Source organism: Bacillus cereus group sp. MYBK227-1 (assembly GCF_051916325.1).
GTDB classification, from domain to species: Bacteria; Bacillota; Bacilli; order Bacillales; family Bacillaceae_G; genus Bacillus_A; species Bacillus_A cereus.
This window is the reverse complement of the sequence record NZ_JBQAGK010000003.1, coordinates 855,200-879,313: the sequence shown is the minus strand read 5'-3', so window position 1 is coordinate 879,313 and position 24,114 is coordinate 855,200. Positions and strand designations below refer to the sequence as shown.

Genomic DNA, 24,114 nt, shown 5'->3' with positions numbered 1-24,114 from the left:
AGAGCAAGATTTTATAGTTTTATAACATGATGTTTTCCGTCCCAAGAAAAAGGGTTTTCCATTACACGATCAACGAAATCCAAACCAAACTGATTTAAATAATAACATACATTCCACACACGTTCTTGCGGTGCACCTAATGGACGAAGTGCGAATTGTATACGGCGGAATTTATTTAGCTGAACCTCATACTTTTTCTCAACATTTCTTTTCAACATTCTTTCCAGCAGTTCAATTTGTTCATTAATTTTCAATTCGTTTTTCCCTGCAAACGCACCTAACCCTGGCTCTATTTTCTTTACAAATTGCTGTAAAGATGTATGAATATCGGCAATTTCTTTTTTCGCCTTTTCAAAATGATCATCAATCGGTTCCTCTATTTGATTAGACAACCAGTTTTCACGCAATTTATCGACATCATTTAAAAACGGATCACTTTCTCTCAATTGCAAATCAAATAAATCCGTCGCTATATCTCTCTCCACATAAGTAATTGTAAGACGAGGAACGACAGGTGGCATTTGAAAACCGACCGTATGGAATACTTGTTGTAATTCACTCCAATAAGCTAATTCTCCTGGACCTCCAATAAATGCGAGCGTAGGAAATACATACTCTTGCATAAGAGGACGTGTTACAACATTATTACTAAAACGTGCCGGATTTCTCTCCATCTCTTCAATCAACTCTTCGTATGAAAAGGAATGCGCCCCATCCTTTCCAACAAACTTACCTTGTTGATCTTCAAGCAATACTCGTTCATTATCTATTTCCATGAATATATGCACTGCATGAGACTTCGTTTCAATAATCGGTTTGTATCCTAGTTCTTTAATTACTTCTTGCTGATTACGAAGCCCCTCTTGTACCTCTTTATACTTACTTATAATTCGCTTGAAAAATGGAATTTCTAACTTTCTTAATTCAGGATGATGTGAATCAACAAGGATTAAACCAGAATTAGCAAAGATTTTCGTAATAAGATGAGCAAAGAAATCTACATACGTATTCGATTTTTTCAAAGCATCATCAACAAATTTTAATACATCCTTTGTAAAATTTGTTTCTGGGTATGTTTTAAAAATCTCTTCAATCCAATTTCTACAATCTTCAACAGAAAGTTCAGACTCAGAAGCACTCGCCTTTTTCGGATTACGGTCATAAAAAATAGTTTTTTTCATCTTTTTATTTTTCGCTACAAAAGTATGGTTAATCTCATCCATATCATGGTCTTCACCCGCAATCCAGAAGACAGGGACAACTTTAACTCCTAAACTTTCTTCCTTTTCCTTTGCAAGCTGTAAAATTGAAATAACTTTATGAATTGTATAAAGCGGTCCAGTTAATAACCCTGCTTGTTGTCCAGCTATAACAACATATGTATTTTCATCTCCAAGCGCTTTTACATTTTGAAGTGTAGATTCTCCCGCTTGTAATTTTGTATTATATTCTAATAAATGCGCTACTAAATCTTGGCGGAAAAACTCCCTTTCACGCAAATCATGTAAACGTTGTTTAAAAGCACCTTCTGTTAACATATAATCAAAACATGACTGTATCTCTTTTTTACCGTTCATATAGTCCGCTACAACACCTTGTTGCGGAACAGAGATTTCTTTTATCTCCATATAATTCTTCCTTTCGTATCCAGTTCTCTCACCAATCCACATTGTAGTCAATGTTTCACGTAAAAGCAAAGAATAACACTTATACTCTTGTTTCTAACCCTTTTATTGCATCGAACAAAAATTGAAGTGTCGGAACTGGTAGTTGCTGTTTCTTAGCTTCTTCTAATACATATCCAACAATCGCATTAATTTCCGTCTGTCTATTCGCTCTTACATCCGCTAACATAGAGGATGTATTACGAGACGTTCCTTCACACACATTTCGTACCATTTGCCATACCATTTCTTTTTCTCCTCTAATAAGAAATGCGACCTCCTGAAACACTTGCTCCATCATTTGATAAAAAAAACGATTCGTGATTAATTCACCATTCTTAACTCCCAATAGTGCTGTCAATGGATTGATACATACATTTACTACTAATTTTTTGTGCATAATCTCTTCCCAATCCGTTTCTATTTGAACTGGAAAATAAGTAACAGGAAAATAACGGAATATTTTCTTGAAATGTATAGATTGACCACAAACCACTCCAAATTTTGTTACCCCTATCCCAGTATGATGAACGATATGCCCTCCCTCTTTTTTCGCACCATGTTCTACAATACCAACAGCTATATTTTCACTCCCTATTTTCAGCATCTTTTGAAGATGCGACATTCCGTTTTGCAAAAAGATTAATGATGATGCCCCTTCCACAAACGGTAGTACGTCATCTATATGATATTGCTTCACAGAAATAAATATATAATCTAAATTTTGTGCTACCATACTTTCTATCGGTAAAACAGATGGATATACTGTTTCACATCTTCCATCTCTAATACAAGTTACACCTGTTTCATTCAACTCTTCAGCCTGCTTAGCCGTTCTTGTAAACAACGTAACATCTTGGTTACTTTTTTGTAAATAAAATGTATACAATAGACCAATAGCACCTGGTCCGACAATTCCAATTTTCATTTTCACACAAGGGATTCACATTAAGCGCCCTTGCCTCCCCTCCTTTTTATATCTTTTTAAAGTACATGAGCACGCCCTATAATTTCGTTGTCCTCTGTCAAACAAATACACTCTCTTTTTTCGCTATGTATAATACTGCCTATTAATACACTTATACCCTTAGTTTAGCAAATCCTCAAAAAAATAATAAAAGAAATATACTATCTTCTTCATAAAAATAAAAAAATGAGTTATAATATTATTGTAAATATTTTTACTTTTCTGCATTCAACAAGATAACAAAAGGATGTGATGTAATGGGATTCCCAAAAGTTGAGCGCTTGCTCATCAATTATAAAACGTTAGATGAATTCAAAAAATTTAAAGGGTGCGGAGCCCAAGAACTATCTATGCTGGAAGAATTGCAAGCAAACATTATTGAAAACGACAGTGAATCTCCATTTTATGGCATTTATTATGGTGGATCACTAATCGCACGTATGAGTCTATATATGAAAAGAAACGGCGGAGAACCATTCGAAATTACAGGTCCTTACCTAGAACTTTATAAACTTGAAGTATTACCAACTTTTCAAAAACAAGGATTCGGGCAAATGCTTGTAAATCATGCGAAACAAATGCAATTTCCCATTAAAACAATAGCACGTATTCATTCAGCTGGTTTTTGGGATAAATTAAATTTCAACCCCGTATCAGTAACTGATGGTGATTTTTATATTTGGCATCCAGAAACAAATTTGAATGCGGTTACAAACGAAGAATCGGCTTAAAAAATAAAAAAACAGCTGTATAACAGCTGTTTTTTATTTCTTAAGCTTCTCTAACTTCTCATTCGAGCGAGCATTGTTTCTTTCCGCTACCATTACACTTCTTTTTTGATCGATATAATCAAGTAATGTTCTATACTCTTCTTCATATACTGATAATCGCTCCAGAAGGCGCTCTCTTTCTGTTTGTAATGATTCAACTTGTTGTTGCAACACCGTTAAAGAGTTTTCATCTTTATAATTTTGCAAGAAATCAATAACATCATTCAACGTAATTGACGTAGGTTCTAACACCTTTGTCTCTTTCACTTCATAATGTTCTACTTTACGAAGTTGCTTTGCTTCCTCAATACGTTCTTTATATTGCTTTCTTACGTAAGAATTCCATCTAAACCCACATGCTGCTGGTGTACGAGATAAATTTTTTCCCACTTCCTTAAAGGCAGAAAGTTGTGTTCCACCTTCTCGAATATGCCGGAGTACTACTTCTGCCAGAAGCAAATCTTCATCATCAGTCCAAGCATCTTGTCTTGTTGTCGCCATCTCTCTAGTCCTCCCTATGCATTTTTTATTAAGCATATGCAGTTACTAGAAAAGATAGAATACAACAACTAAAGATTAAGACAAAAAAAATAAACGCAGAAGATATCTTCTGCGTTTATTTTCCCGCAATTACTTGCTGATTACTTCTTTACCTTTGTAAGTACCGCATGCTTTACATACACGGTGAGCTAATTTCGCTTCACCACAGCTTGGGCACTCTACCATACCAGGTACTGATAATTTGAAATGCGTACGACGCTTTCTTTTTACTGTTTTAGAAGTTCTTCTAAAAGGTACAGCCATTCTTCCCACCTCCTTAAAAGAAATAGTTATTTTCATATGAAGGCCTGAACCAGTCTTCCGATTATTTGTCAAAAAACTTTGCAAGTCCTGCCAATCTTGGATCAACAGTCTTTTCTTTGTCTTCTTCCGAAATCACTTGCCAGTCTTGACCTTGCGTCGGTGCTCCACCAGAAACATCATCACTGAAAATTTGCATTGGAATCTCCAAAAGTATATTTTCCTTGATTACGGGCAGTAAGTCAAGTACTTCTCCTTCTAAAGAATGAATTTCAGCTTCAGTTTCAAATTCTTCTTGTGAAGTTTGGAACACCTCAGTTGTTTTAATGTCAAATGGTAATGTCACATCTACTAAAGAGCGAGAACATGGTAAAACCATGCTTCCAGTTATATGTAGATGAAACGTAAACTTACCGGAGCCAAAATCAACTCTTCCCGTTACATGAACAGGATTAATTTCACGAATATCTTTCTCGACCTCTTTTAGCTCACTTACATCTACCATCTCATCCAATGTCAATCCTTTATTTCTCAATTTATTCAATTGATGGATGGACCATTTCATATCATATCACCTCAAGGCAACAAACAAAATTATAGCTAGCCATTTTATATTTGTCAATGTTTTTTCTTTACACTATAATGAAGTCATCATAGTAAATAATATATAGAGTATCACGTTTTTCAAAAAGATGCTACATCGAAAGGAGAGATTACCATAAAAGCTGGTGGTATTGTTGTTGAATATAACCCTTTTCATAACGGTCATCTTTATCATGTGCAACAGACAAAAAAGTTAACACAATCCGATATAATAATTGCCGTTATGAGTGGTCCTTTTTTACAGCGTGGTGAGCCCGCACTCATTTCCAAATGGTATCGCACTAAAATGGCCTTAGCAAACGGCGTAGACCTTGTTGTAGAGCTTCCATACGTCTTTGCAACACAAAAGGCTGAAACCTTCGCAAATGGTGCTATTTCCATTTTAAATGCCCTACGTGTTTCCGAAATTTGTTTCGGTAGTGAGGATGGACAAATCGAAAATTTTTATAATACCATCTCCATACAAAAAAACGAAGAAGAGACTTTTAACTGCCTTGTAAAACAATTCATGGACGCTGGTAATAGTTATGCAAAAGCAACATCGGATGCTTTCTCACACATTTTAACATCTGAAAAAAACATAGATATGTCACAACCAAATAATATTTTAGGCTTCCAATATATGAAAGCAATTCTGTCACAAAATAGCTCTATACAAGCTCAAACTATAAAAAGATTTGCCTCTCATTATCATGATGAAACATTTAATGACCAACATATTGCAAGCGCGACAAGCATCCGAAAACAACTCTTTAGCGAAGAAGGATCATTTACAACAATTGAACCTTTTCTCCCACAGGCAACCACTTCGCTTTTAGCAAATTACAAACAAAACTACGGGATATTACATAATTGGGAACAATACTTTTCATTTTTTAAATATAGACTCATGACGATGTCTCCAGGGGACTTACGACATATATATGAAATAGAAGAAGGTTTAGAGCATCGTATTTTATCAAAAATACAAAACAGTTCCTCCTTCTATTCATTCATGGAAGCATTAAAAACAAAACGTTATACATGGACTAGATTACAAAGAGCTTGTACACACATTTTAACAAACACAACAAAAGAGGATATACGTAGCGCAAATATAGAACAACACGCACCATATATTCGCCTGCTAGGCATGTCACAAAAAGGACAAACTTACCTTTCAAAAAATAAGAAAAAAATCGAACTTCCAATCCTTACTCATACAAAAACATTCGACCATGCCGCTTTAGATATAGAGAAAAAAGCAAACTCTGTATATTTCTCCATCATGCACGAACCGTTACGCACACAACTATTAAAACAGGATATAACACACCATCCTATTCGCTATGATGAAACAACTACAAAATTCCTATAAAAAACCTCTCTATTTCAGAGAGGTTTTTTCCTTATCCATCTTTTCTAAATATGTTAACGCATCATCCAGCGTATCCACTGGTACAATTTTCATTTTTGTTTTAATATCCTTTGCAGTCTCAAGTGCATCTTTATAGTTCGATTTCTCCGCACCTTTTTCATTTGGCGCAAAGAACACTTCAGCCCCAGCATCGCTAGCAGCCACCACTTTTTGATTTATACCACCAATCGGGCCCACTTCTCCTTTTTCATTAATTGTACCTGTTCCAGCTATTTCATGTCCTTTCGTTAAGTCTTCTTCCACAAGTTGATTATATATTTCTAATGTGAACATTAAACCTGCGGATGGTCCACCAATTTCATTAGAATTAATTTTCACTTTCGGATCGACCACTAGTTCTCTTTCCGTAACGATAGAAACACCTATACCGACACGTCCATTCCCATTAGGAATCGTCTTTACATTTAAATTCTCTTTCAATTGTTTTCCATTTCTCATGTACTCAATACTTACAGCATCATTTTCTTTTTTCCCTGTCATATATTCAATAAATTGCTCCGTCTTTTCAAATGTTTTTCCGTCAACAGCTATAATAACATCACCAAGCTTAAGCTTTCCTTCTGACGGCATTCCTTTTGCCACACCAGCAACTAATACACCTTTATTTTCAAAAGATACTGAGCGATTTGCACGTTTATATGCATTATAAATCGCTGCATTTTGTGAATCTTTCATCGCATAATTTTGGCGAAATTGATATTCTTCATCACTCTCACCTTTTTGCAATATTTCTTCCGCTTTCGAAATATGTGTATATTTATTAAACTGTGCCGCTATTAAATTCACCACATTTGCTGGTCCCATTGAAACCGTAACAAGCATAAAATCACCAGATTCTTTCGTTCCACCCTCAACTTGAACATAAGGCTCTAATTTGGCAGCCATTCCTGGTTTTGTTATATAATACGGTAAACGTACGTAAACAAGTAACATCGCCAATATAACCCCTATTAAGATTGCATATATAAACCGAAAACGCTTAAACATTATGTTTCTCCTTCCACTGCTCAATTAATAAATAAATATTTGAAATATGTTTTTCTGCTTCTACTTCTCCAACTCGAATAATGTCTTCAATGTTTGTAAAAGCACGTGAACTAAATTGCTCTACAGCTGGTCGCATCATTAAATCCGATGCAATTTGCCGATTCATTACAAGCTCATGCTGCATAATTTCAATACTTTGCATGATTACGTCATAAATGGACGTAACATCGCCATTTACCTTAATTGGAGATACATCAACAGCGATAACAATATCGGCCCCTAACTCTTTCACAACCGATACTGGGATGCGATCAATGACTCCACCATCCACTAATAATCTTCCATCTATTTTTTCTGGTACAAACACTCCAGGAACAGATATGCTAGCCCTCACCGCATCTGCAACTGGCCCACTTGTAAAAACCACTTTTTCCCCCTTCAATATGTCAGTAGCCACAACAGCCGTCGGGATATCTAACTCTTCTAAATTTTTATTATATGTAAACATTTTAATCATATCTTTGACACGTTTTCCAGCAATAAATCCCATTTTCGGTACCGTGAAATCTAAATAATACTTCCGCTTAAAAACAGATGCTAATTTATACAATCTTTCAACGTTACTACTTGCCGCATAAAACGTACCTATTAGCGCCCCCATACTACTTCCTGCAATCATGTGAATAGGGATACCCGCTTCCCTTAAAACCTTTATTACACCAATATGAGCAAACCCTTTCGCTCCTCCAGACCCAAGTGCTAAACCAATCTTTGGTTCTTTCATTTTTCTCACCCTTTAATTTTTTTCATTCCTTTTTCATACTTATGGTCTAAATTCACTACGTATCCACGTATACTGAAATGAACGTTTTTTGGGACAAAGGGGGATTTACTTACATGTATGAAAAATGGAAAACCGCTTTCCTTACCATATCAACGCTATTTTTAACCTTTTCTCTTGTACTCCACCCCCAAGCCGCTTTGCAAGCTTCTATTCGCGGGTTAAATATATGGTGGGAAGTTGTATTCCCTTCACTACTACCGTTTTTCATCATTGCGGAACTTCTAATTAGTATCGGTGTTGTAAAATTTATTGGCGTTATATTAGAACCACTCATGCGCCCACTTTTTCGCGTTCCAGGGATAGGCGGATTTGTTTGGGCGATGGGAATGGCTTCTGGTTTCCCTGCAGGCGCCAAATTAAGCGCTAGACTACGAAAAAGCAATCTTTTAACTCAGATTGAAGCAGAGCGCCTCGTTTCTTTCACAAATTCTTCTAATCCACTTTTTATTTTCGGTGCTGTGTCTATCGGTTTTTTTAATAATCCGAAATTAGGAATTATATTAGCCGCTGCCCATTATTTCAGTAACTTTGCTGTCGGATTAATTATGCGTTTTTACGGCGATAATACCGCTTACAAAATTAATACACACACTACAAAAAAACGTCGCTTTCAAAACCCTTTTTTAATCCTTCACGAGACACGCTTACAAGAAAAAAGACCAATTGGTAAATTACTTGGGGATGCCATTGTTTCTTCTATTCAAACATTACTTATGATTGGCGGATTTATTATTTTATTCTCTGTGTTAAATAAAATGATTACTGTATTTCACATTACAGCAGCTCTTTCTTTTATTATGCAACATATTTTATCATTCTTCCAACTAAGTACAGATTTTAGTATACCTATATTATCAGGTATTTTCGAAATGACACTCGGAAGCCAAATGATTAGTCAAATAAATGAAACACCGCTCTTACAACAAGCTATGGTAACAAGCTTCATTTTAGCATTTAGTGGTCTTTCTATTCAGGCACAAGTTGCTAGCATATTAGCTGAAACAGATATCCGATTTAAACCCTATTTTTTCGCACGAATTATTCAAAGTATTCTTGCCCCTATTTTTACATTTGTATTTTGGACACCATTTTATGAGAAAGTGAGTTCTTTCTCGCCTATGCCAAAAGATATTCCTGTATTTTTATCCGAACATCCTTCTATACTACATGAAATTTGGACATCTTTTATACATTATGGACCAATTTTCACATTATTTTGTCTATACTTATATGTTATTTTATTATTTTTGCGCACATATAAAGAAAAACCCCGTTCACTTTAACGGGGTTTGAAACTTTTCTTTTAAAGCACGTTCTACAATAGGAGGTACAAGATCTACTACACTTCCTCCATACCTCGCAACTTCTTTTACAATACTCGAGCTTAAAAATGAATATTGATTGTTTGTCATAATAAAAAATGTTTCAATATTTTCATCTAATTTTCGATTCATAGAAGTAATTTGCATCTCATATTCAAAATCAGAAACTGCTCGTAAACCACGTAATATTGCATTTGCATTACGCATTTTTGCATACTCTACTAATAGCCCACTATGTGAATCTACTTTTACATTCAGGATATCCTTTGTCGCTTCTCGAATTAATTCTAATCGCTCTTCAACTGAAAAGAATGGTTTTTTTGATGAATTGTTTAAAACGACTACGTACACCTCATCAAATACTTTTGCTCCCCTTTTAATAATATCCAGATGCCCAAGGGTAATTGGATCAAAACTTCCTGAAGAAATAGCTATACTTGTCATTCTGTCCCCTCACCTTCATACTTATAAATCGATATTGCAGTAATCCCATAATTCTCAGCTCGTACTTTTACAAGCCTTCCTATTGAATTAGGTAAAACTACATCATTACCATGCTCTGCCATAATTAATCCATCACTATGTAGCAATCCATGTTGATCCATTATACTAATTAAAGATACAATTTTTTGCTCTTTATATGGAGGATCTATCAATATAAGATCGAATGACATTTCACGTTTTATTAGCGCCTTTACTGCACGTTCAGCATCATTTCGATATACTTCAGCTTGTTCCTGTACTCTACAACTTTCTAAATTTTGATGAATTACTTTTATCGCTTTACTATCCCGATCAACAAAAATTGCTTTATCAATCCCTCTGCTCAAAGCCTCAATTCCAAGACCACCACTACCACCAAATAAATCAAGGGCGATACCACCATCAAAATAAGGACCTATCATATTAAAAATAGATTCTTTTACTTTATCTGTCGTTGGACGTGTTGTATTACCAGGAACCGCTTTAAGCGGGTGTCCTTTACATTTTCCTGAAACTACTCTCATCTGTTGTCACTACCTTTATTTCAATCTATCGAGCGATTATAGAAAGCCATTCCCACTTCGGTAACCGTTAACAAACCACATTCACCTAACTATAGGAAAACTCGGCCTCAAATAACCTCTCGTTATTTTTATGTATTCATCTCATCATTCACTAATATGAACCCAATATGTATATTAGTTCCACTTTATCTTTTTTATCCTATCACAAAATAAAAAAAAGAAAAATAAAAAGCCCAACATAAAATTTAATTTCATTATGTATATCTTCATTTAGATTGGACATAAATAATTATAACAACATCACCTTCGATGTTGTTGCCAACCGCGGAGAAGACTTACGTTTCCCCATAAGTTCTTCCTCCGGTTTCTCCTCTCCCTTTGCCTTCTTACTAGTACATGCTAGTATAAGAAGGGCCCTGCTATGCAGGGTTTTTTTTCTTTGTGTGCTTTTCATTTAAAAAGTGAAATGGTACAGTAAAAGAAAGAGGAGGAAAAGATATGATTCAACGCTTTATAGAACTTGGAGAAGGCTACTCTGATTTATATGAATTACTTGAAATTGCCAAAACAAATCAAGAACGTATAGCACATATGTTACAATTTGAAACGATAAAAAACGATAAAAAAGTATGTTCGCTTGTTGTAATATTAAAACCAACTACTACTGGTGATTTCCAACCATTATACATATGTCGTGAAGGCATTCCTGTATTTGAAAATAAAAAAAGTAAACGTGTCATTTTATTTGAAGAAACGGCAGAACAACTCGGAAAAAAAGTGGCTACCTTTACTGTAAAACCATCTACAACTTTCCCAGAAAAAGAACTATTTTTTAATCATTTAATTGGTATTTTACGAATGAACAATTTCATTCCTCCGATGAAATAACACGTTATTTCAAGTGAAAAATCCCCGGCTAAATTTAGCCGGGGATTTTTTCTATTAGCTATAATCGTATTCTTTTGCTCGATCAGGACGGGAATTTTCAAATTCCGTTTTTAAATACGGGCGATACGACTGTTCTATCTTTTTCACAAAAGGAAGTTTGTTCAACTTATGCATCATATGCTCAATTTGTTCCATATCACAATATACTACAGCATATTTTAATCGTTTTGATATGTAATGTATGTTACCATATTTCCTTAAAATCTTGGCATGTTTCAATGAATGTAAATAAACAATCATACTTTGTCGTTGCCCGAACATAATCTTCTCCATCTTCTCCTTTTAAAAACATATATTTTATATTCTATGAAAACCAATCAGAAATTTATAACATTACAGGACAAACTCTGTATACGTTTTCTTCCAACTTCTAAAAAACGGGGTACATCACCCCGTTTTTTTACAACCACAACCTCCGCCAGTACCACAACCTCCACCACAGCCACCAGCATCAAAGAATGGATTTCCTGTTGGCACTTTAATGGAAGAAGACACTTCCGAACCGATTGCTACACTAACTTCGTCTAATAACTTCTGCAAAGCAGTTTCTGCTCTTTTAAAAGCTGCAACCTTATCATGTAAGTCCACAGAACGCTTTAATTCTCTCATTTTCATTGACACGGTAGTATAGTCAGGATGGTATTTTCCAAAACGCTGTACTTCCTCATACCGTTCTTTCATCGCTGTAAATTGCTGAATGAGCGTCTGAAGTTCCATATCTTCATGTAATTCTCTATAATACTTACGATAATCTTCTGCTATATCTGAACAGATAATCGCTTTTGCAAGCTGCTCTGCCTTATCTAATATTAATACGCTTTCTAGCGTCGCTACAATCATGAGAGACACCTCCGAGTATCCATCATACCACATTTAGATTAGAACTACTAATTGAAGTGACTTACTCAAAAGAAAGATATAATGAAACTATTTTTACACTATATCCGTACACACTTATACATTAATATGTTCCGCTATATTATATTTAAGAACATCCCACTTTCCACTATTTTGTTTCACATAACTAATACACGCATTTTTTAATGGTGTCTTAAATGTAATTTCATCTGGTTCAATGGCATGTAAAATCGCTTTTATCGCGTGTGAGTGAGCAACAATAATAATACGTTTGCCAAAATGAGTTGTCGCAACATCTTCTAAAGCAGCAAAGCAACGAGCTACAATCTCTTCATCTCGCTCCATACCTTCTACTTTACCTTCAGCAATCAACTCTCTAACAGCCGCAACCGGCTTCCCTGAAGCTTCTCCAAAATTCCGTTCAACAAATCGCTCATCTAATAAAATCGATTGTAATCCAACTGTCTTTGCAATTTCATTAGCCGTTTCTTGCGCTCTAATTAACGGGCTACTTATAATGATATCCCACGTTTCTTCTTGTAAAGCAGCTGCACTCTGACTCGCTTGCTTCTTACCAACTTCATTAAGCGGAATATCTTCTCGCCCCTGAATAATTTCTTGAAAATTCCAATCAGTTTGTCCATGTCGTACTAAACAAATTTCCGTCATGCTGCAACTCCTTTTTAAATAATCAACCTCTATTGTAACAAAAGTTCTGCATGACGGACATATTTTTCACTTCCAATTAGGTTGCATTTTGTTGCTTCATATACTGAAACATATCAATCATGATCGAAGCAACGGCCAATTGATTTTGAAACTTTTCCACTTTATCTGGTATTGTTTTTTTGAAATGTTGCATCGCCGCTAACTCAAAAGCCTCTTTTTCTTCAGGATTTCGTGTTAATTTTCTATACCAGTACGGTTGCTCTCTAATATAGCGAGATAAATCCTCATCAGCCTTTATAAACTCCATAATTTCTGCTCTCATCATCTTTCCCCCTAATCCTTTTGAAAGAAAAATGGGTTATTTTCTGAAGTACTTTGCTCTTGCTGCGTACGGTTACCTTGAAATTGCTGAATAACTTGTTGCACGCTCCCGATTGCACTCGTCACATTGGCTAAATGGTTCTGCATTTGTTCCACGTCCAACTTTTTAAAAAAAGAAAGCATTTGCCCCATCACATCAGCAGTTTTTTCCTCTTCAGTTCGATTATCTTTTTCTTTTTTATTTTCTTTTACCGAAGAAAACGCAGGCGCTCCATCCGGTCTATAAGTTGCCCATATTGGATCTTCTTCACCAAGTAAGTACCATTCTTCATAAAATTGTTGCCATGTTTTATGACCACTTCTAACCTCATGAACCATTTTAGGGTGATGGTTTACAAATTCTTTAAACTGTTGAACCGATGGATGTAACGGTCCTTTTGTTGTTGGCATAATCCTCACCTCTCCATGTATATCTACTATATAGTAAGAAAAAAAAGGCGCATGGTTCGCCTATTTTTAGACGATTCATGCACCTTTTTTTCTGCTATTTGCATACGGTCAGATTCCCACCTACAATTCAGTGAATACGAAGTAACTAATTTGGTGATGTTAACACCCCACCGCTTACAATTTCACTTTATTTTCGAATAAAGTTTTGTGTATAAAATTTATCGTATACACCAACACCTAATCCTGTAAATTGTTCATTTAATAAATTCTTTCTATGCCCCTCACTATTTAACCAACCTTGCACTGCCGCAATTCCATCACTATGTTGCGCCGCTATGTTCTCACCAGCAAGTTGAAATCCTACTTTCCCGCGCTGCAAACGATCTCCTAGTGTACCTAATGTAGGTGAGTCATGAGAAAAATAATTATTGTCTTTCATATCTTTACTGTGACCAACAGCAACATCTGCTGTTTCCTGATCCCATGTTAATAATGGTAATTTATGACGACTTCGAATGATATTTGTTAAATCAAAAATTTGTTGCATATTCCCATTTTCTACTTGTTTTATTTTTTCTGGAGTCAATGGTTGTTCTGCTATTAATTCACCTGAATAAACGAGCTGATACGGTCTTTGGCGTAATAAAGTTTCATCATCCATATAACGAACACCAATAAGCTCATGTGTAAATTGATCAAAATACAATTGCGCCCATCCATCTTCTACAGGTATTAACGGTTGTTCCATGACTTCGGTATCAGATAGCTCAAATTGATAACTATTTTTCCCTCTTTTTAATGAAATTTCATGCGAAAGCGGACTTTTTTTATATACTTCTTCATATTTTTCATTTATATAATAAGGTGGAACCTTAACTTGTTCACCAGCTGCGTATGCCGTTACAACTTTACGTTCAGAAACTCCAAATTGAACATACTGAGTTAAATCCTGGTTGTATACCCACCATTCATATCCGTATGCAGATGGCTCTATTCGAGAGGGTTCTCCCCACTTCGCTAATAAGTTTTCAGAGTCTTCACCAATCATATTTAAAACAGTGTCTGAGGAGTCTTCCTTAATTTGCTTTTTCTTTTTCACAATTTTATTTTCTTGCTTTGATTGAGATGGGGTTAATATATATTGTGAAACGAGTAATTTCCCGTATAAATCAACAGCTAAAATTAAAAATGTAATCATTACGATACGCAATAATTTCTTCAAACGATATACCTCCTGAACAAAACATAAAATTGAGATATACACAAATCCTTTTCTTTCTTTTTGTGTGTACCGTACTCTTTTCACTATATCATATTTTTGTGAAAAAAGTCTGGATTATCCCTTTTCTCTCAATATGAATTGCACTTTCTTATTATTCATACTATTATAAAAATAATGGTGTAACATTAAAAAAGGAGGTATTATATGCAATTTACAAATACGCAATTTAATGGAGCCGTCGTTGAATTAACTCTTTTAACTGAAATCATGGAAAACAACCACTTCGTACTTGCCGGACAGTGGGATTATGAGCGAGTTACATACGATTATAAATTTGAAATATTAAAGGATGTTTATTATTTACGAGTGCAAGGAGTTGCTGTTGAAGGTGACATTGGCAGTAGACACGCTGAAGTAAAACTACTTCCCCCCTTATTAGGAAAACATTATTATCCTCACGGCGTTGAATATGGTGATGATGAGACTTTCCCAACGAATGTACTTCAAAAAAGCGAACAACTCCTACAAAATGTCGAAAAAGAGTTAAAAGAATTTCAAATTATTGATTAACAAAAACAAGCGCATCAATATGATGCGCTTGTTTTATTTCCCTTCCCTAAGAATGAATCGTTTTTTTTACTGGATATCCATAAATAGATCCATCTTTTACTTTAATCTCATCTTCCCAAGGAACCTTATATTTACCTTCAGCTAAATCTTTTACAAACGTATATGGATTTTCTTTCACCCCACCAGGAGTTGCTACATATCCTCTTGAACCTAGATTATATATATTATTTTCCAATCCCCATCCTAATCTAGCCTGATCTGCTAGTTCTGGATATACTTCAGCAGTAACAATCTCCCAAGGATTTCGATGTCCCTGTACTAAAGTAGTCCCATCAAAATTACATACTTGTCCTTCACCAAAGTAATAAAATACGCCATCATAACCCGCTAAGTTTACCGACAATGTATACATTAAATTCTGCCATGCATTTGAACGATTGGTTAGCATCCATTGTTCACTAACTTGTGTACTATATCCAGAAATACGAATTAAGACATTTGCACCTTTATAGGCCGCTTCACGAGCTACTTCAGGGAACATGCCATCATGACAAATACAAACAGCTAATTTACTTCCTCCAGGTCCATCACAAACAGGTAAGCCTAAATCTCCAGCTTTCCAAGGCTCGACTGGCACCCAAGGATTTAGCTTACGATACTTCAAAATCATTTCACCTTGTGGATCAATAATAACTGCTGTATTATATGGCTCTCCACCATCAGGATTTTTCTCCATTATTGAAAAAACACCATATACTTTAGATTCTTTACATGCCTCAGCAAATAAGTCTGTTTCTGGCCCAGGCACTGTGCATAAAAATTCTTCTGTAGTCCATTTTTTTGTATTGAGCCCTTGTGTACTATATTCAGGAAATACTATCAATTCTAAACCAGGGTAACCTGATTTGGTCGAATGAATTGTTTTTATGATTTGTTGAATTTGTTTATCAATGTCTGCACGCGATTCTACTACTGGTACTGGATATTGAATTAGTGCTGTCAAAAAACCACTAATCGGCTTTACCATACTTCCACTACTACCCATTTAAACTCCCCCTTAAAATAGTTCGTGTTTATTAAAGATAACAATATATATTTGTAACTCTCTAAAAAACTTGCACTACATATGGAATTATTACGCATGAAAGCTAGTAGTAAATTTTATCTCCACTTTTAGTACACGCCTACACTAACTTAACATAAAAAATTAGAAAATTCAATCTTTTTAAGGTAGCTAAAACTAAGTAAAAAAAGCGCATGGAATCCCATACACTTTTTTTACTTAGTCTGTAAATACGGCGGCAATTGTTGCAACTGCTCCTTATCCTTTTCACGTTCTCTACGTGCCCATCTAAAGAATACATAGCCTATAATTGTACCGTACACTATTTCCTGGACAATTTTCATTATGATACCACCAGTTTGCTGGTCTTGTACGACTGGCATCCAGTGCAAAAATTCTGGTCCCGTTATATTTAAATCTGATAAAGTGCCCGCTGGTACACATAGTTCCATCGCTTTCATCCAAGCAGCCGGATCCGTATACGTTGCAAATAACGGGGCTGTCGCAAAAATGATTAACGCACAAGCAGGCGTTAATAATATGCCATTAGCAAACATATAACCAAGTTTCTTTATATCACTTAATGTTTGATATTCTGGTAATGGATTTAACATCGGCCACCACATCATGATTGCTGTAAAAAACAATATAGCGAGACAAATAGGATGAGCTATTTGACTTTGTTTTACCGTATCAAAAACAACTGGTAAATGATAAAAAGAAAACAGGCCGTTAAATACAAATAACGCAATAAGCGGTTTAGCAAATGCCTTTAATATAATTTGAACAAACTTAAAAGAAGTAATGTAACGATATAACCAAATTGGTATACCAAGCAACAGTAACGGTGGAACTGCAATATACATGACTGCCATTTCAAACATATGAGCACTAAATATAATATGGCCAATTAAATCAATAGGCCCTCCCTTTACAAAATACAAAAGAACAATACCAGTCGTAAAATAAAAAATTTGCTTCTTACTTACCTTCGTCGCATTTTCAAATCGCATTCTATATGGCCCAATAATTAAGAAGTACCCAATAAGAATCGAAAGCATAAATAATAAAAAGATTGGACTCCATAAAGCCTGAAAACCAAATATCCACAAGTTACTCATTTTCACACCTACCTTCGTAAGGTTATCTCATAATATGAAGAGGGAGCTGTGACAACACAAGCTCCCTTATTTTTCACTTTTCAAATCCACACGATTGTCATAAAAGCTAAAATTGTAATTAACCCTATTAGCAGACCAGAGTAAAGAAAGAAACTTGCTGCTTCATGTCCTTTATGACTCATATGCATAAAATAATACAATTGAAAAATTACTTGTACCACTGCTAATAGTAAAATAAACGGTACAGAGAAAATCGGACTAAAAGTTTTTGGATACGCCACCGCTACAAATGCAACTAATGTTAAAAAAATCATTAATGCAAACGTAATAACTTGATGCCTCATTTCCTCCGCACTTTTTCTCTTCCGATAAACAAGATCAACTTTAGGATTATTCGTTTGCTTTATCGCCATTGTTTATCCCACCATTCCCATTAAATATACTACAGTGAAAATAAACACCCAAACTACGTCAATAAAGTGCCAATAAATCGATGCAACATAAAACTTCGGTGCATTGTATAAATTTAGACCTCTCTTCGCATTTCTAAAGATTAATGTTAGAATCCAACATAACCCAAACAATACGTGGAGTCCATGTGTACCAACAAGAGCATAAAACGCAGAGCCAAACGCACTACTTCTCATAGTATGCTTAAATTCATGTGTATAATGATAAAACTCATATATCTCAAACCCTAAAAACCCTAAACCTAGCAATACTGTTACTAGTAACCAAAGCTGCATTTTCTTAAAGTTAAAGTTTTTCATGTGATACATCGCATATACACTCGTTAAGCTACTCGTTAATAAAAGCATCGTCATAATGAAAACGAGTGGCATTTGGAACATCTCTTGAGATGTTGGTCCACCATTTGTAGAATTCTTTAACGCTAAATATGTTCCGAATAAGGAAGCGAACAACACTGTTTCGCCTCCAAGAAATAACCAAAAACCGACAAACTTATTTTTCCCTTCAAGGGTTGCTTTTTCAGGCTCTGCTGGAAATGTTTCATTCGTTAATTTTTCATCTACATGCATTATGCCTTGCCCCCCTTATCCTCTAAATCTTCTTTATGAATATGATACCCATGATCATCAATTACTGAACGTAGGAACATTGCGCCAAATGTAATGATTAAACCAATAATTGCTACTAATAACCAGAACTTATCTTTTCCGCCCTGCATATACATCGCACCAAATGCCGCTATAAACAATCCGAAAGAAATGACAAATGGTGAAAACGAAGGATTTGGCATATGAATATCACCAACTGGTTCCGCTGCTGTCATCTCTTTATTACCTTCACGTTTTTCAATCCAAAACGGATCTAATCCGCGAACAAATGGTAATTGTTTAAAGTTATATTCTGGTGTCGGTGCTGGCATTGTCCATTCTAATGTACGTGCATCCCACGGATCACGACCAGCTTTTTCTTTTGATACTGTCGTTTTAATTACATTGAATAGAAGAACAATCGTTCCAAGAGCCATAAACACCGCTCCGATGGAACTAATCATATTCCCCATTTCCAACCCTTGCCCTTCAAGATATGTGTAATAACGGCGTGGCATACCAATCAAGCCAAGGAAATGCTGAATAAAGAACGTTAAATGGAAGCCGATAAAGAATAGCCAGAACGTTATCTTTCCTAATGTTTCATTTAATACTTTATTAAACATCAGTGGCCAATAATAATGAGCTCCTGCAAGTAAACCAAATACAACACCGCCAACGATTACATAATGAAAATGCGCTACTACGAAATAGTTATCATGAAATTGATAATCAGCTGGTGCAGATGCTAGCATAACCCCTGTAACTCCACCCATTACGAATGATGGAATGAAAGCTACTGCCCACATCATTGGTGTCGTAAAACGAATACTTCCGCCCCACATTGTAAAGAGCCAGTTGAATATTTTGATACCAGTTGGAACCGCAATCGCCATTGTTGCGACCGAGAAAATAGCATTAGCAACTGGACCAAGTCCAACAGTAAACATATGGTGCGCCCATACCATAAATCCTAAAAATCCAATTAATACAGTCGCAAACACCATCGATGAATAACCAAACAATCGTTTTTTCGAAAATGTCGCGAAGATTTCTGAGAATATTCCGAAAGCTGGGAGTATAAGAATGTATACTTCTGGATGACCGAAAATCCAGAATAAATGCTCCCATATAATTGTATTCCCGCCCAATGCCGGATTAAAGAAACTTGTTCCAAATAAACGATCTAACATTAAAAGTCCTAATCCTACAGTTAACGGCGGAAAAGCGAATAATATAAGCGAAGATGTTACAAATGTCGTCCATGTAAACATCGGCATACGCATGTACGTCATTCCTGGCGCCCGCATATTAATAATGGTTACAAGGAAGTTAATACCTCCAATTAATGTACCAATACCTGAGATTTGCAAGCCGAGTACATAGAAATCAACACCATGACCTTTAGAGGCTAAAGCTAAAGATGCATAAGATGTCCATCCTGCATCAGGTGCTCCACCTAAAAACCAACTTAAATTTAAAAATACTCCACCAAAGAAAAATAACCAAAATCCGAGTGAATTCAAAAACGGGAACGCTACATCACGTGCACCAATTTGAAGTGGTACAGCGGCGTTCATAAATGCAAACACGAGTGGCATAGCTGCGAGGAAAATCATTGTTGTACCGTGCATCGTTAATACTTGATTATAAGCATCCCCAACAAGAAAAGCGTTGTTAGGAATCGCTAATTGAAGGCGAATAAATAGAGCTTCTATTCCGCCTATTACAAAAAACAATCCACCTGCAATTAAATAGAGAATGGCAATCTTTTTATGGTCTACTGTCGTTAAATAATCCCATATGACAGCACCCATCCCCTGTTTTTTTGCTACAGAACTCACGTTTTCAACCTCCCCTTCGCGAATAATCCCTCTTTACTTTTCAACTTTTAACGTTTGTAAGTATGCATTTAATGCATCAATTTGATCATCCGTTAAGTTGCCATATTTGCCAGTCATTTTGTTTCCTGGCTTCATATTTTCAGGATCTTTCAGCCATTTTTTTAAGTTTTCTTCATTGTTTTCGGCAATACCGGCAACCATATCGCGATCCGCAAAGTTTGCTAAGTTTGGTGCGATACGAGCGGAAGGTGGTCTACTATCATTAGATCCAACTGCATGACAACCAATACAGCTTTTATTAAATATTTCTTGGCCCTCTTGCGCCTTTGTTGAAGCTACTTCTTTCTTCCCATCAATCTTCTTCATATCAGCAAGCCATTTTTTGTACTCGCTTTCATCTAAAGCTTTCACTTTAAATTGCATTAAAGAATGTGATGGGCCGCAAAATTCTGTACAAAAACCATTATAAGTGCCCGATTTATCTGCCTTTAACCACATTTTGTTCACATTGTCTGTATTTGTATCCATTTTCCCTGCTAAAGATGGAACCCAAAATGAGTGTTTAATATCGGCACCCTTCAAATTTAAATACACTTTCTTACCTGTGGGGATGACCAAATCTTGCGAAGTTACTATCTTTTCTGATTTATAAGAAAATTCCCACCAATAAAGATTCGCTGTTACATCAACAACGATAGTATCTTTATCAATATTCTTTTTCTCCATCGCACTTACATCAGCAAGTTTGAATGTATATGTAACTGTTGGAACAGCTAAGATTAGTAAAAGAATAATCGGAATAACTGTCCATATAATTTCTAGCTTGTGATTCCCTTCAACTTGCTCTGGAATATAATCTTCCTCACCCTTCTTTTGTCGGAAACGCACAATTACATATAAGAAAATAATAGTAACTACTAGTACTACTCCTACCATGATTGCACTCGCCAGTAGAAGTAAATCATATTGCATTTTTGCTACTTCTCCTTGCGGAATTAAAGTAGATTGAAAGGCTTTACCGCATCCCCCTAACAGTAAAGCCAGCAGTGAAACGAACGAAAGCAGTCGCCACTGTTTCTTCATACAAACAACCCCCACTTTCCTTGTGAATTAGATTGTACTTTATAGTTAAGTAAAGTAAATCTCAACGTAAAGAAATCCAATTATGTCGTTGTCTTAGAAGAATGTAACTACAATCATTGATACAAATAAGATTGTTAAATAATTTAGGGAATAAACAAACATTTGCACGGACCATTTGATGTCATCTTTCTTACGGAAGCCATAAAATCCTAAAACGATCCATCCGATGTTAAGCAGTGTTGCAATTACCATAAATGTTATCCCTAGTCCACTCATATAAAATGGTAGTGGTAATAAACATACTGTCCAAATCATAATTTGGCGTTTCGTAATTTCAAATCCATGAACTACAGGAAGCATTGGAATTCCTGCATTTCGATATTCATCAACACGTTTCATTGCTAATGCAAGGAAATGTGGGATTTGCCAAATAAACATAATTAAAAATAACATCCAAGCAATTGGATGGCCTAAAGATGGATCGATTGCTGCCCATCCAATTAAAGGAGGAACTGCACCAGATATACTACCTACAACAGTATTTAGTGTATACTTTCTCTTTGTCCATAAACTATATAGAACAACATATGTGAAAGCACCAATAAATCCCATTAAGACTGCCATTGGTGTTGTTAATAATAAAAATACAAAACCAAGAAGTAATATGACTAGTCCAAATGTAAGTGCAAATCCTGGTTTATACTTTCCAGTAACCGTTGGACGGGTCTTTGTTCTTTCCATTAATGGATCGATGTCTCGATCAATGTAGTTGTTTAAACAACATACCCCTGCCATAACTAATCCAGAACCAACGATTGTAAAGAATAACTTATCCAGATTGTCCATTACACTTAATCCATTAAAGTGTAATGCCAACCAAAATCCTGTAAATACAGTAAGTGTATTTGAGTTTACAATCCCCATTTTAACGAGTGCTTTTAAATCTTGTAACCGAGTTGTTTCCGGTACACTTGTAACAGCGGACTCATCATGCAGCTCACTTGTTGCATGGTTCATCACTCTAACCCCCTCTTAAAACTTTCATCTTTCTTTTTGCGCATATTTCAAATGAAATAATTCGCTTCTATATAGCAATATTATTACAGTAGAAACATTGTTAACCCATTCTACTACTAATCTACGCCCATACTCCAATATATTAAATCATATTTCCCGAACATTTTGTGAAGAAAACATGAACTTTTTGTGTCGAATATAAAAAACTTCATTCTGACTTGTCCTTATCATAACATGATGTTACCTTCTATAATAAACTATTTTGTCTTATTTAACACGTATTCTCCCCATTTCTTTTCAAAATAGCCTATTTTTCACCTAAAATTTTCCTTATGAACCCTGTTTTTACACCTATTTTCTCCCCCTTTCCTTCCCCCTCCATTTCTTTGCTATTTTATTATTTTTTATATATCATAGGAACTAGCGCGTTTTATTCTATACATAATGGAATGAAAATATTTCGCAATAACTTCATAGCAGAAAGATGGTGAAAGAGATTGCAACGCTTTATTAAATGGTTAGCAGTCATTACAAGCCTTGATTTATTAATAGTTTTATTAGGAGGCGCTTTAGTTACAAAAACAGGTTCTGGTCAAGGTTGTGGTAAATCATGGCCACTTTGTAACGGTGAATTTGTTCCATCTAATTTATCAATGGAAACTATTATTGAACTTAGCCACCGATTAACATCCGGATCAGCTGGAATTCTTGTCACTCTCCTTTGTATTTTGTCCTGGAAATATTATAAACATGTGCGTGAAACAAAAACGTTAGCAATTTTATCCTTCGTATTTTTAGTTGCACAAGCATTAATGGGAGCAGCAGCAGTTGTTTGGGGCCAAATGCCAGCTGTACTTGCTATCCACTTCGGTATTTCCTTAATTTCATTTGCTTCTGTCATTTTATTAACGTGTCTTATCTTTGAAATTGACCAAAAATTTGATGCACGTTCACTTATTATGGACAAAAAAATGAAATTTCATATTTATGGTGTAACAATTTACAGTTATATCGTCGTCTACACAGGTGCTTTAGTACGTCACGAACGAGCTAGCTTAGCCTGTCCAGACTTTCCTTTATGTAGCAAAAACAGACCTATGCCAACTCAACTACATGAATGGGTTCAAATGGGCCATAGAGTTGCAGCGATGTTAATTTTCGCTTGGATACTATACGCGATGATTCTCGCTATTCGCCATTACAAACAGCAACCTGTCGTATATTGGGGATGGATCATTTCATTTATCCTTGTTACACTTCAAGCTGTAGTAGGAGTTTTAGTTGTATTTACAAACGCTAGTTTAGCAATGGCATTGTTACATTCTCTATTCATTTCTTGCTTGTTTGCCGTACTATGCTATTTAGTTATGTTAGGAACAAGAAGTAAAGTGAATGCAAAAGAAGCCGAATTAACTTCTAAACAAACAAAATAATTTAAAACTAAAATCCCTTGCCAATTCGGCAAGGGATTTTTTGCAATAAAAAAAGAGCTGTATTTTACACAGCTC

Annotated in this window: 28 protein-coding genes; 6 read left to right on the top strand and 22 right to left on the bottom strand. The window is 35.4% G+C overall.

Going from position 1 to position 24,114, the window contains the following annotated elements; translation table 11 throughout:
• Positions 1–11 precede the first annotated feature (11 nt).
• On the bottom strand, positions 12–1,628 hold the full coding sequence (gene bshC / locus ACTFRM_RS17990; RefSeq protein ID WP_173600355.1) for a bacillithiol biosynthesis cysteine-adding enzyme BshC: 1,617 nt from the start codon (positions 1,626–1,628) through the stop codon (positions 12–14).
• A 79-nt stretch (positions 1,629–1,707) separates the two neighbouring features.
• Positions 1,708–2,592 carry a 2-dehydropantoate 2-reductase gene (panE, locus tag ACTFRM_RS17985; RefSeq protein ID WP_002182931.1) on the bottom strand — a complete coding sequence of 295 codons (885 nt, stop codon included), beginning with the start codon at positions 2,590–2,592 and terminating at the stop codon, positions 1,708–1,710.
• A gap of 296 nt (positions 2,593–2,888) precedes the next feature.
• Here panE and ACTFRM_RS17980 point away from each other — a divergent pair, with 296 nt between their 5' ends.
• Positions 2,889–3,362, top strand: coding sequence for an N-acetyltransferase (locus tag ACTFRM_RS17980; protein WP_000506694.1), 474 nt, complete (start codon positions 2,889–2,891; stop codon positions 3,360–3,362).
• A gap of 33 nt (positions 3,363–3,395) precedes the next feature.
• Here the strand turns inward: ACTFRM_RS17980 and ACTFRM_RS17975 are convergent, their stop codons facing one another.
• From ACTFRM_RS17975 to ACTFRM_RS17965, 3 genes are all read right to left on the bottom strand, one after another.
• Positions 3,396–3,902, bottom strand: coding sequence for an RsfA family transcriptional regulator (locus ACTFRM_RS17975; protein ID WP_000246467.1), 507 nt, complete (start codon positions 3,900–3,902; stop codon positions 3,396–3,398).
• A 129-nt stretch (positions 3,903–4,031) separates the two neighbouring features.
• Positions 4,032–4,205 (bottom strand): 50S ribosomal protein L32, encoded by a 174-nt coding sequence (rpmF, locus tag ACTFRM_RS17970; protein ID WP_001984764.1) that lies wholly within the window; start codon positions 4,203–4,205, stop codon positions 4,032–4,034.
• Between the two features lie 61 nt (positions 4,206–4,266).
• Entirely contained in the window at positions 4,267–4,767 is a 501-nt protein-coding gene (locus ACTFRM_RS17965) for a YceD family protein (protein ID WP_000872149.1), read from the bottom strand.
• Positions 4,768–4,980: 213 nt separating this feature from the next.
• Between ACTFRM_RS17965 and ACTFRM_RS17960 the strand changes: the two genes are divergently transcribed.
• Positions 4,981–6,162, top strand: coding sequence for a nucleotidyltransferase (locus ACTFRM_RS17960; RefSeq protein WP_002182932.1), 1,182 nt, complete (start codon positions 4,981–4,983; stop codon positions 6,160–6,162).
• Positions 6,163–6,171: 9 nt separating this feature from the next.
• On the opposite strand, the gene ACTFRM_RS17955 is transcribed toward ACTFRM_RS17960, so the two are convergent.
• Both ACTFRM_RS17955 and ACTFRM_RS17950 read right to left on the bottom strand, forming a co-directional pair.
• Positions 6,172–7,209, bottom strand: coding sequence for a SepM family pheromone-processing serine protease (locus tag ACTFRM_RS17955; protein WP_000476281.1), 1,038 nt, complete (start codon positions 7,207–7,209; stop codon positions 6,172–6,174).
• Positions 7,202–7,993: a patatin-like phospholipase family protein gene (locus ACTFRM_RS17950; RefSeq protein ID WP_000662588.1), complete on the bottom strand. Its 792-nt coding sequence runs from the start codon at positions 7,991–7,993 to the stop codon at positions 7,202–7,204. The genes ACTFRM_RS17955 and ACTFRM_RS17950 overlap by 8 nt, the downstream gene beginning before the upstream one ends.
• Positions 7,994–8,106: 113 nt before the next feature.
• Between ACTFRM_RS17950 and ylbJ the strand changes: the two genes are divergently transcribed.
• Positions 8,107–9,336, top strand: coding sequence for a sporulation integral membrane protein YlbJ (gene ylbJ / locus ACTFRM_RS17945; RefSeq protein WP_000273082.1), 1,230 nt, complete (start codon positions 8,107–8,109; stop codon positions 9,334–9,336).
• Here the strand turns inward: ylbJ and coaD are convergent.
• Both coaD and rsmD read right to left on the bottom strand, forming a co-directional pair.
• The gene (coaD, locus tag ACTFRM_RS17940; RefSeq protein ID WP_173600354.1) at positions 9,328–9,819 is read right to left on the bottom strand and encodes a pantetheine-phosphate adenylyltransferase; all 492 of its coding nucleotides are present in this window, start codon (positions 9,817–9,819) and stop codon (positions 9,328–9,330) included. The two genes, ylbJ and coaD, sit on opposite strands and share 9 nt — an antisense overlap.
• The gene (rsmD, locus tag ACTFRM_RS17935; RefSeq protein WP_001266978.1) at positions 9,816–10,382 is read right to left on the bottom strand and encodes a 16S rRNA (guanine(966)-N(2))-methyltransferase RsmD; all 567 of its coding nucleotides are present in this window, start codon (positions 10,380–10,382) and stop codon (positions 9,816–9,818) included. The genes coaD and rsmD overlap by 4 nt, the downstream gene beginning before the upstream one ends.
• A gap of 498 nt (positions 10,383–10,880) precedes the next feature.
• On the opposite strand from rsmD, the gene ACTFRM_RS17930 reads away from it, so the two are divergent.
• Positions 10,881–11,270 (top strand): DUF7147 family protein, encoded by a 390-nt coding sequence (locus ACTFRM_RS17930; RefSeq protein WP_000616017.1) that lies wholly within the window; start codon positions 10,881–10,883, stop codon positions 11,268–11,270.
• A 54-nt stretch (positions 11,271–11,324) separates the two neighbouring features.
• Here the strand turns inward: ACTFRM_RS17930 and ACTFRM_RS17925 are convergent, their stop codons facing one another.
• The 6 genes from ACTFRM_RS17925 to ACTFRM_RS17900 all read right to left on the bottom strand — a co-directional run bounded on the left by ACTFRM_RS17925 (position 11,325) and on the right by ACTFRM_RS17900 (position 14,850).
• Positions 11,325–11,591 carry a YlbG family protein gene (locus tag ACTFRM_RS17925; RefSeq protein WP_002082261.1) on the bottom strand — a complete coding sequence of 89 codons (267 nt, stop codon included), beginning with the start codon at positions 11,589–11,591 and terminating at the stop codon, positions 11,325–11,327.
• 126 nt (positions 11,592–11,717) lie between these two features.
• Positions 11,718–12,170, bottom strand: a complete 453-nt coding sequence (locus tag ACTFRM_RS17920) for a YlbF family regulator (RefSeq protein WP_000634366.1) — start codon at positions 12,168–12,170, stop codon at positions 11,718–11,720.
• 114 nt (positions 12,171–12,284) lie between these two features.
• On the bottom strand, positions 12,285–12,857 hold the full coding sequence (locus ACTFRM_RS17915) for a histidine phosphatase family protein (protein WP_000134946.1): 573 nt from the start codon (positions 12,855–12,857) through the stop codon (positions 12,285–12,287).
• Positions 12,858–12,933: 76 nt separating this feature from the next.
• Entirely contained in the window at positions 12,934–13,179 is a 246-nt protein-coding gene (locus ACTFRM_RS17910; RefSeq protein WP_001200990.1) for a YlbE-like family protein, read from the bottom strand.
• Positions 13,180–13,190: 11 nt separating this feature from the next.
• Complete coding sequence (locus tag ACTFRM_RS17905) at positions 13,191–13,628, bottom strand: YlbD family protein (protein ID WP_001143346.1); 438 nt, start codon at positions 13,626–13,628, stop codon at positions 13,191–13,193.
• Positions 13,629–13,815: 187 nt separating this feature from the next.
• Positions 13,816–14,850, bottom strand: a complete 1,035-nt coding sequence (locus ACTFRM_RS17900; RefSeq protein WP_000735375.1) for a CAP domain-containing protein — start codon at positions 14,848–14,850, stop codon at positions 13,816–13,818.
• Positions 14,851–15,054: 204 nt separating this feature from the next.
• Between ACTFRM_RS17900 and ACTFRM_RS17895 the strand changes: the two genes are divergently transcribed.
• Complete coding sequence (locus ACTFRM_RS17895; RefSeq protein ID WP_001160952.1) at positions 15,055–15,420, top strand: YugN family protein; 366 nt, start codon at positions 15,055–15,057, stop codon at positions 15,418–15,420.
• 46 nt (positions 15,421–15,466) lie between these two features.
• Here the strand turns inward: ACTFRM_RS17895 and ACTFRM_RS17890 are convergent, their stop codons facing one another.
• The 7 genes from ACTFRM_RS17890 to ctaB form a co-directional block, all read right to left on the bottom strand.
• Positions 15,467–16,465, bottom strand: a complete 999-nt coding sequence (locus ACTFRM_RS17890) for a formamidase (RefSeq protein ID WP_000535802.1) — start codon at positions 16,463–16,465, stop codon at positions 15,467–15,469.
• A gap of 233 nt (positions 16,466–16,698) precedes the next feature.
• Positions 16,699–17,604 carry a cytochrome c oxidase assembly factor CtaG gene (gene ctaG, locus ACTFRM_RS17885; RefSeq protein ID WP_000069023.1) on the bottom strand — a complete coding sequence of 302 codons (906 nt, stop codon included), beginning with the start codon at positions 17,602–17,604 and terminating at the stop codon, positions 16,699–16,701.
• A gap of 80 nt (positions 17,605–17,684) precedes the next feature.
• Positions 17,685–18,017 carry a cytochrome c oxidase subunit IVB gene (gene ctaF, locus ACTFRM_RS17880; RefSeq protein WP_000985706.1) on the bottom strand — a complete coding sequence of 111 codons (333 nt, stop codon included), beginning with the start codon at positions 18,015–18,017 and terminating at the stop codon, positions 17,685–17,687.
• Between the two features lie 3 nt (positions 18,018–18,020).
• Complete coding sequence (gene ctaE / locus ACTFRM_RS17875) at positions 18,021–18,644, bottom strand: cytochrome c oxidase subunit III (RefSeq protein ID WP_000557861.1); 624 nt, start codon at positions 18,642–18,644, stop codon at positions 18,021–18,023.
• On the bottom strand, positions 18,644–20,479 hold the full coding sequence (ctaD, locus tag ACTFRM_RS17870) for a cytochrome c oxidase subunit I (protein WP_153579316.1): 1,836 nt from the start codon (positions 20,477–20,479) through the stop codon (positions 18,644–18,646). Before ctaD ends, ctaE begins: the two co-directional genes overlap by 1 nt.
• Positions 20,480–20,539: 60 nt before the next feature.
• Positions 20,540–21,589 carry a cytochrome c oxidase subunit II gene (gene coxB, locus ACTFRM_RS17865; protein WP_128281143.1) on the bottom strand — a complete coding sequence of 350 codons (1,050 nt, stop codon included), beginning with the start codon at positions 21,587–21,589 and terminating at the stop codon, positions 20,540–20,542.
• Between the two features lie 93 nt (positions 21,590–21,682).
• The gene (gene ctaB, locus ACTFRM_RS17860) at positions 21,683–22,606 is read right to left on the bottom strand and encodes a protoheme IX farnesyltransferase (RefSeq protein WP_001015058.1); all 924 of its coding nucleotides are present in this window, start codon (positions 22,604–22,606) and stop codon (positions 21,683–21,685) included.
• A 497-nt stretch (positions 22,607–23,103) separates the two neighbouring features.
• Between ctaB and ctaA the strand changes: the two genes are divergently transcribed.
• Positions 23,104–24,039 carry a heme A synthase gene (gene ctaA / locus ACTFRM_RS17855; RefSeq protein WP_001188743.1) on the top strand — a complete coding sequence of 312 codons (936 nt, stop codon included), beginning with the start codon at positions 23,104–23,106 and terminating at the stop codon, positions 24,037–24,039.
• The last annotated feature ends 75 nt before the right edge of the window (positions 24,040–24,114 follow it).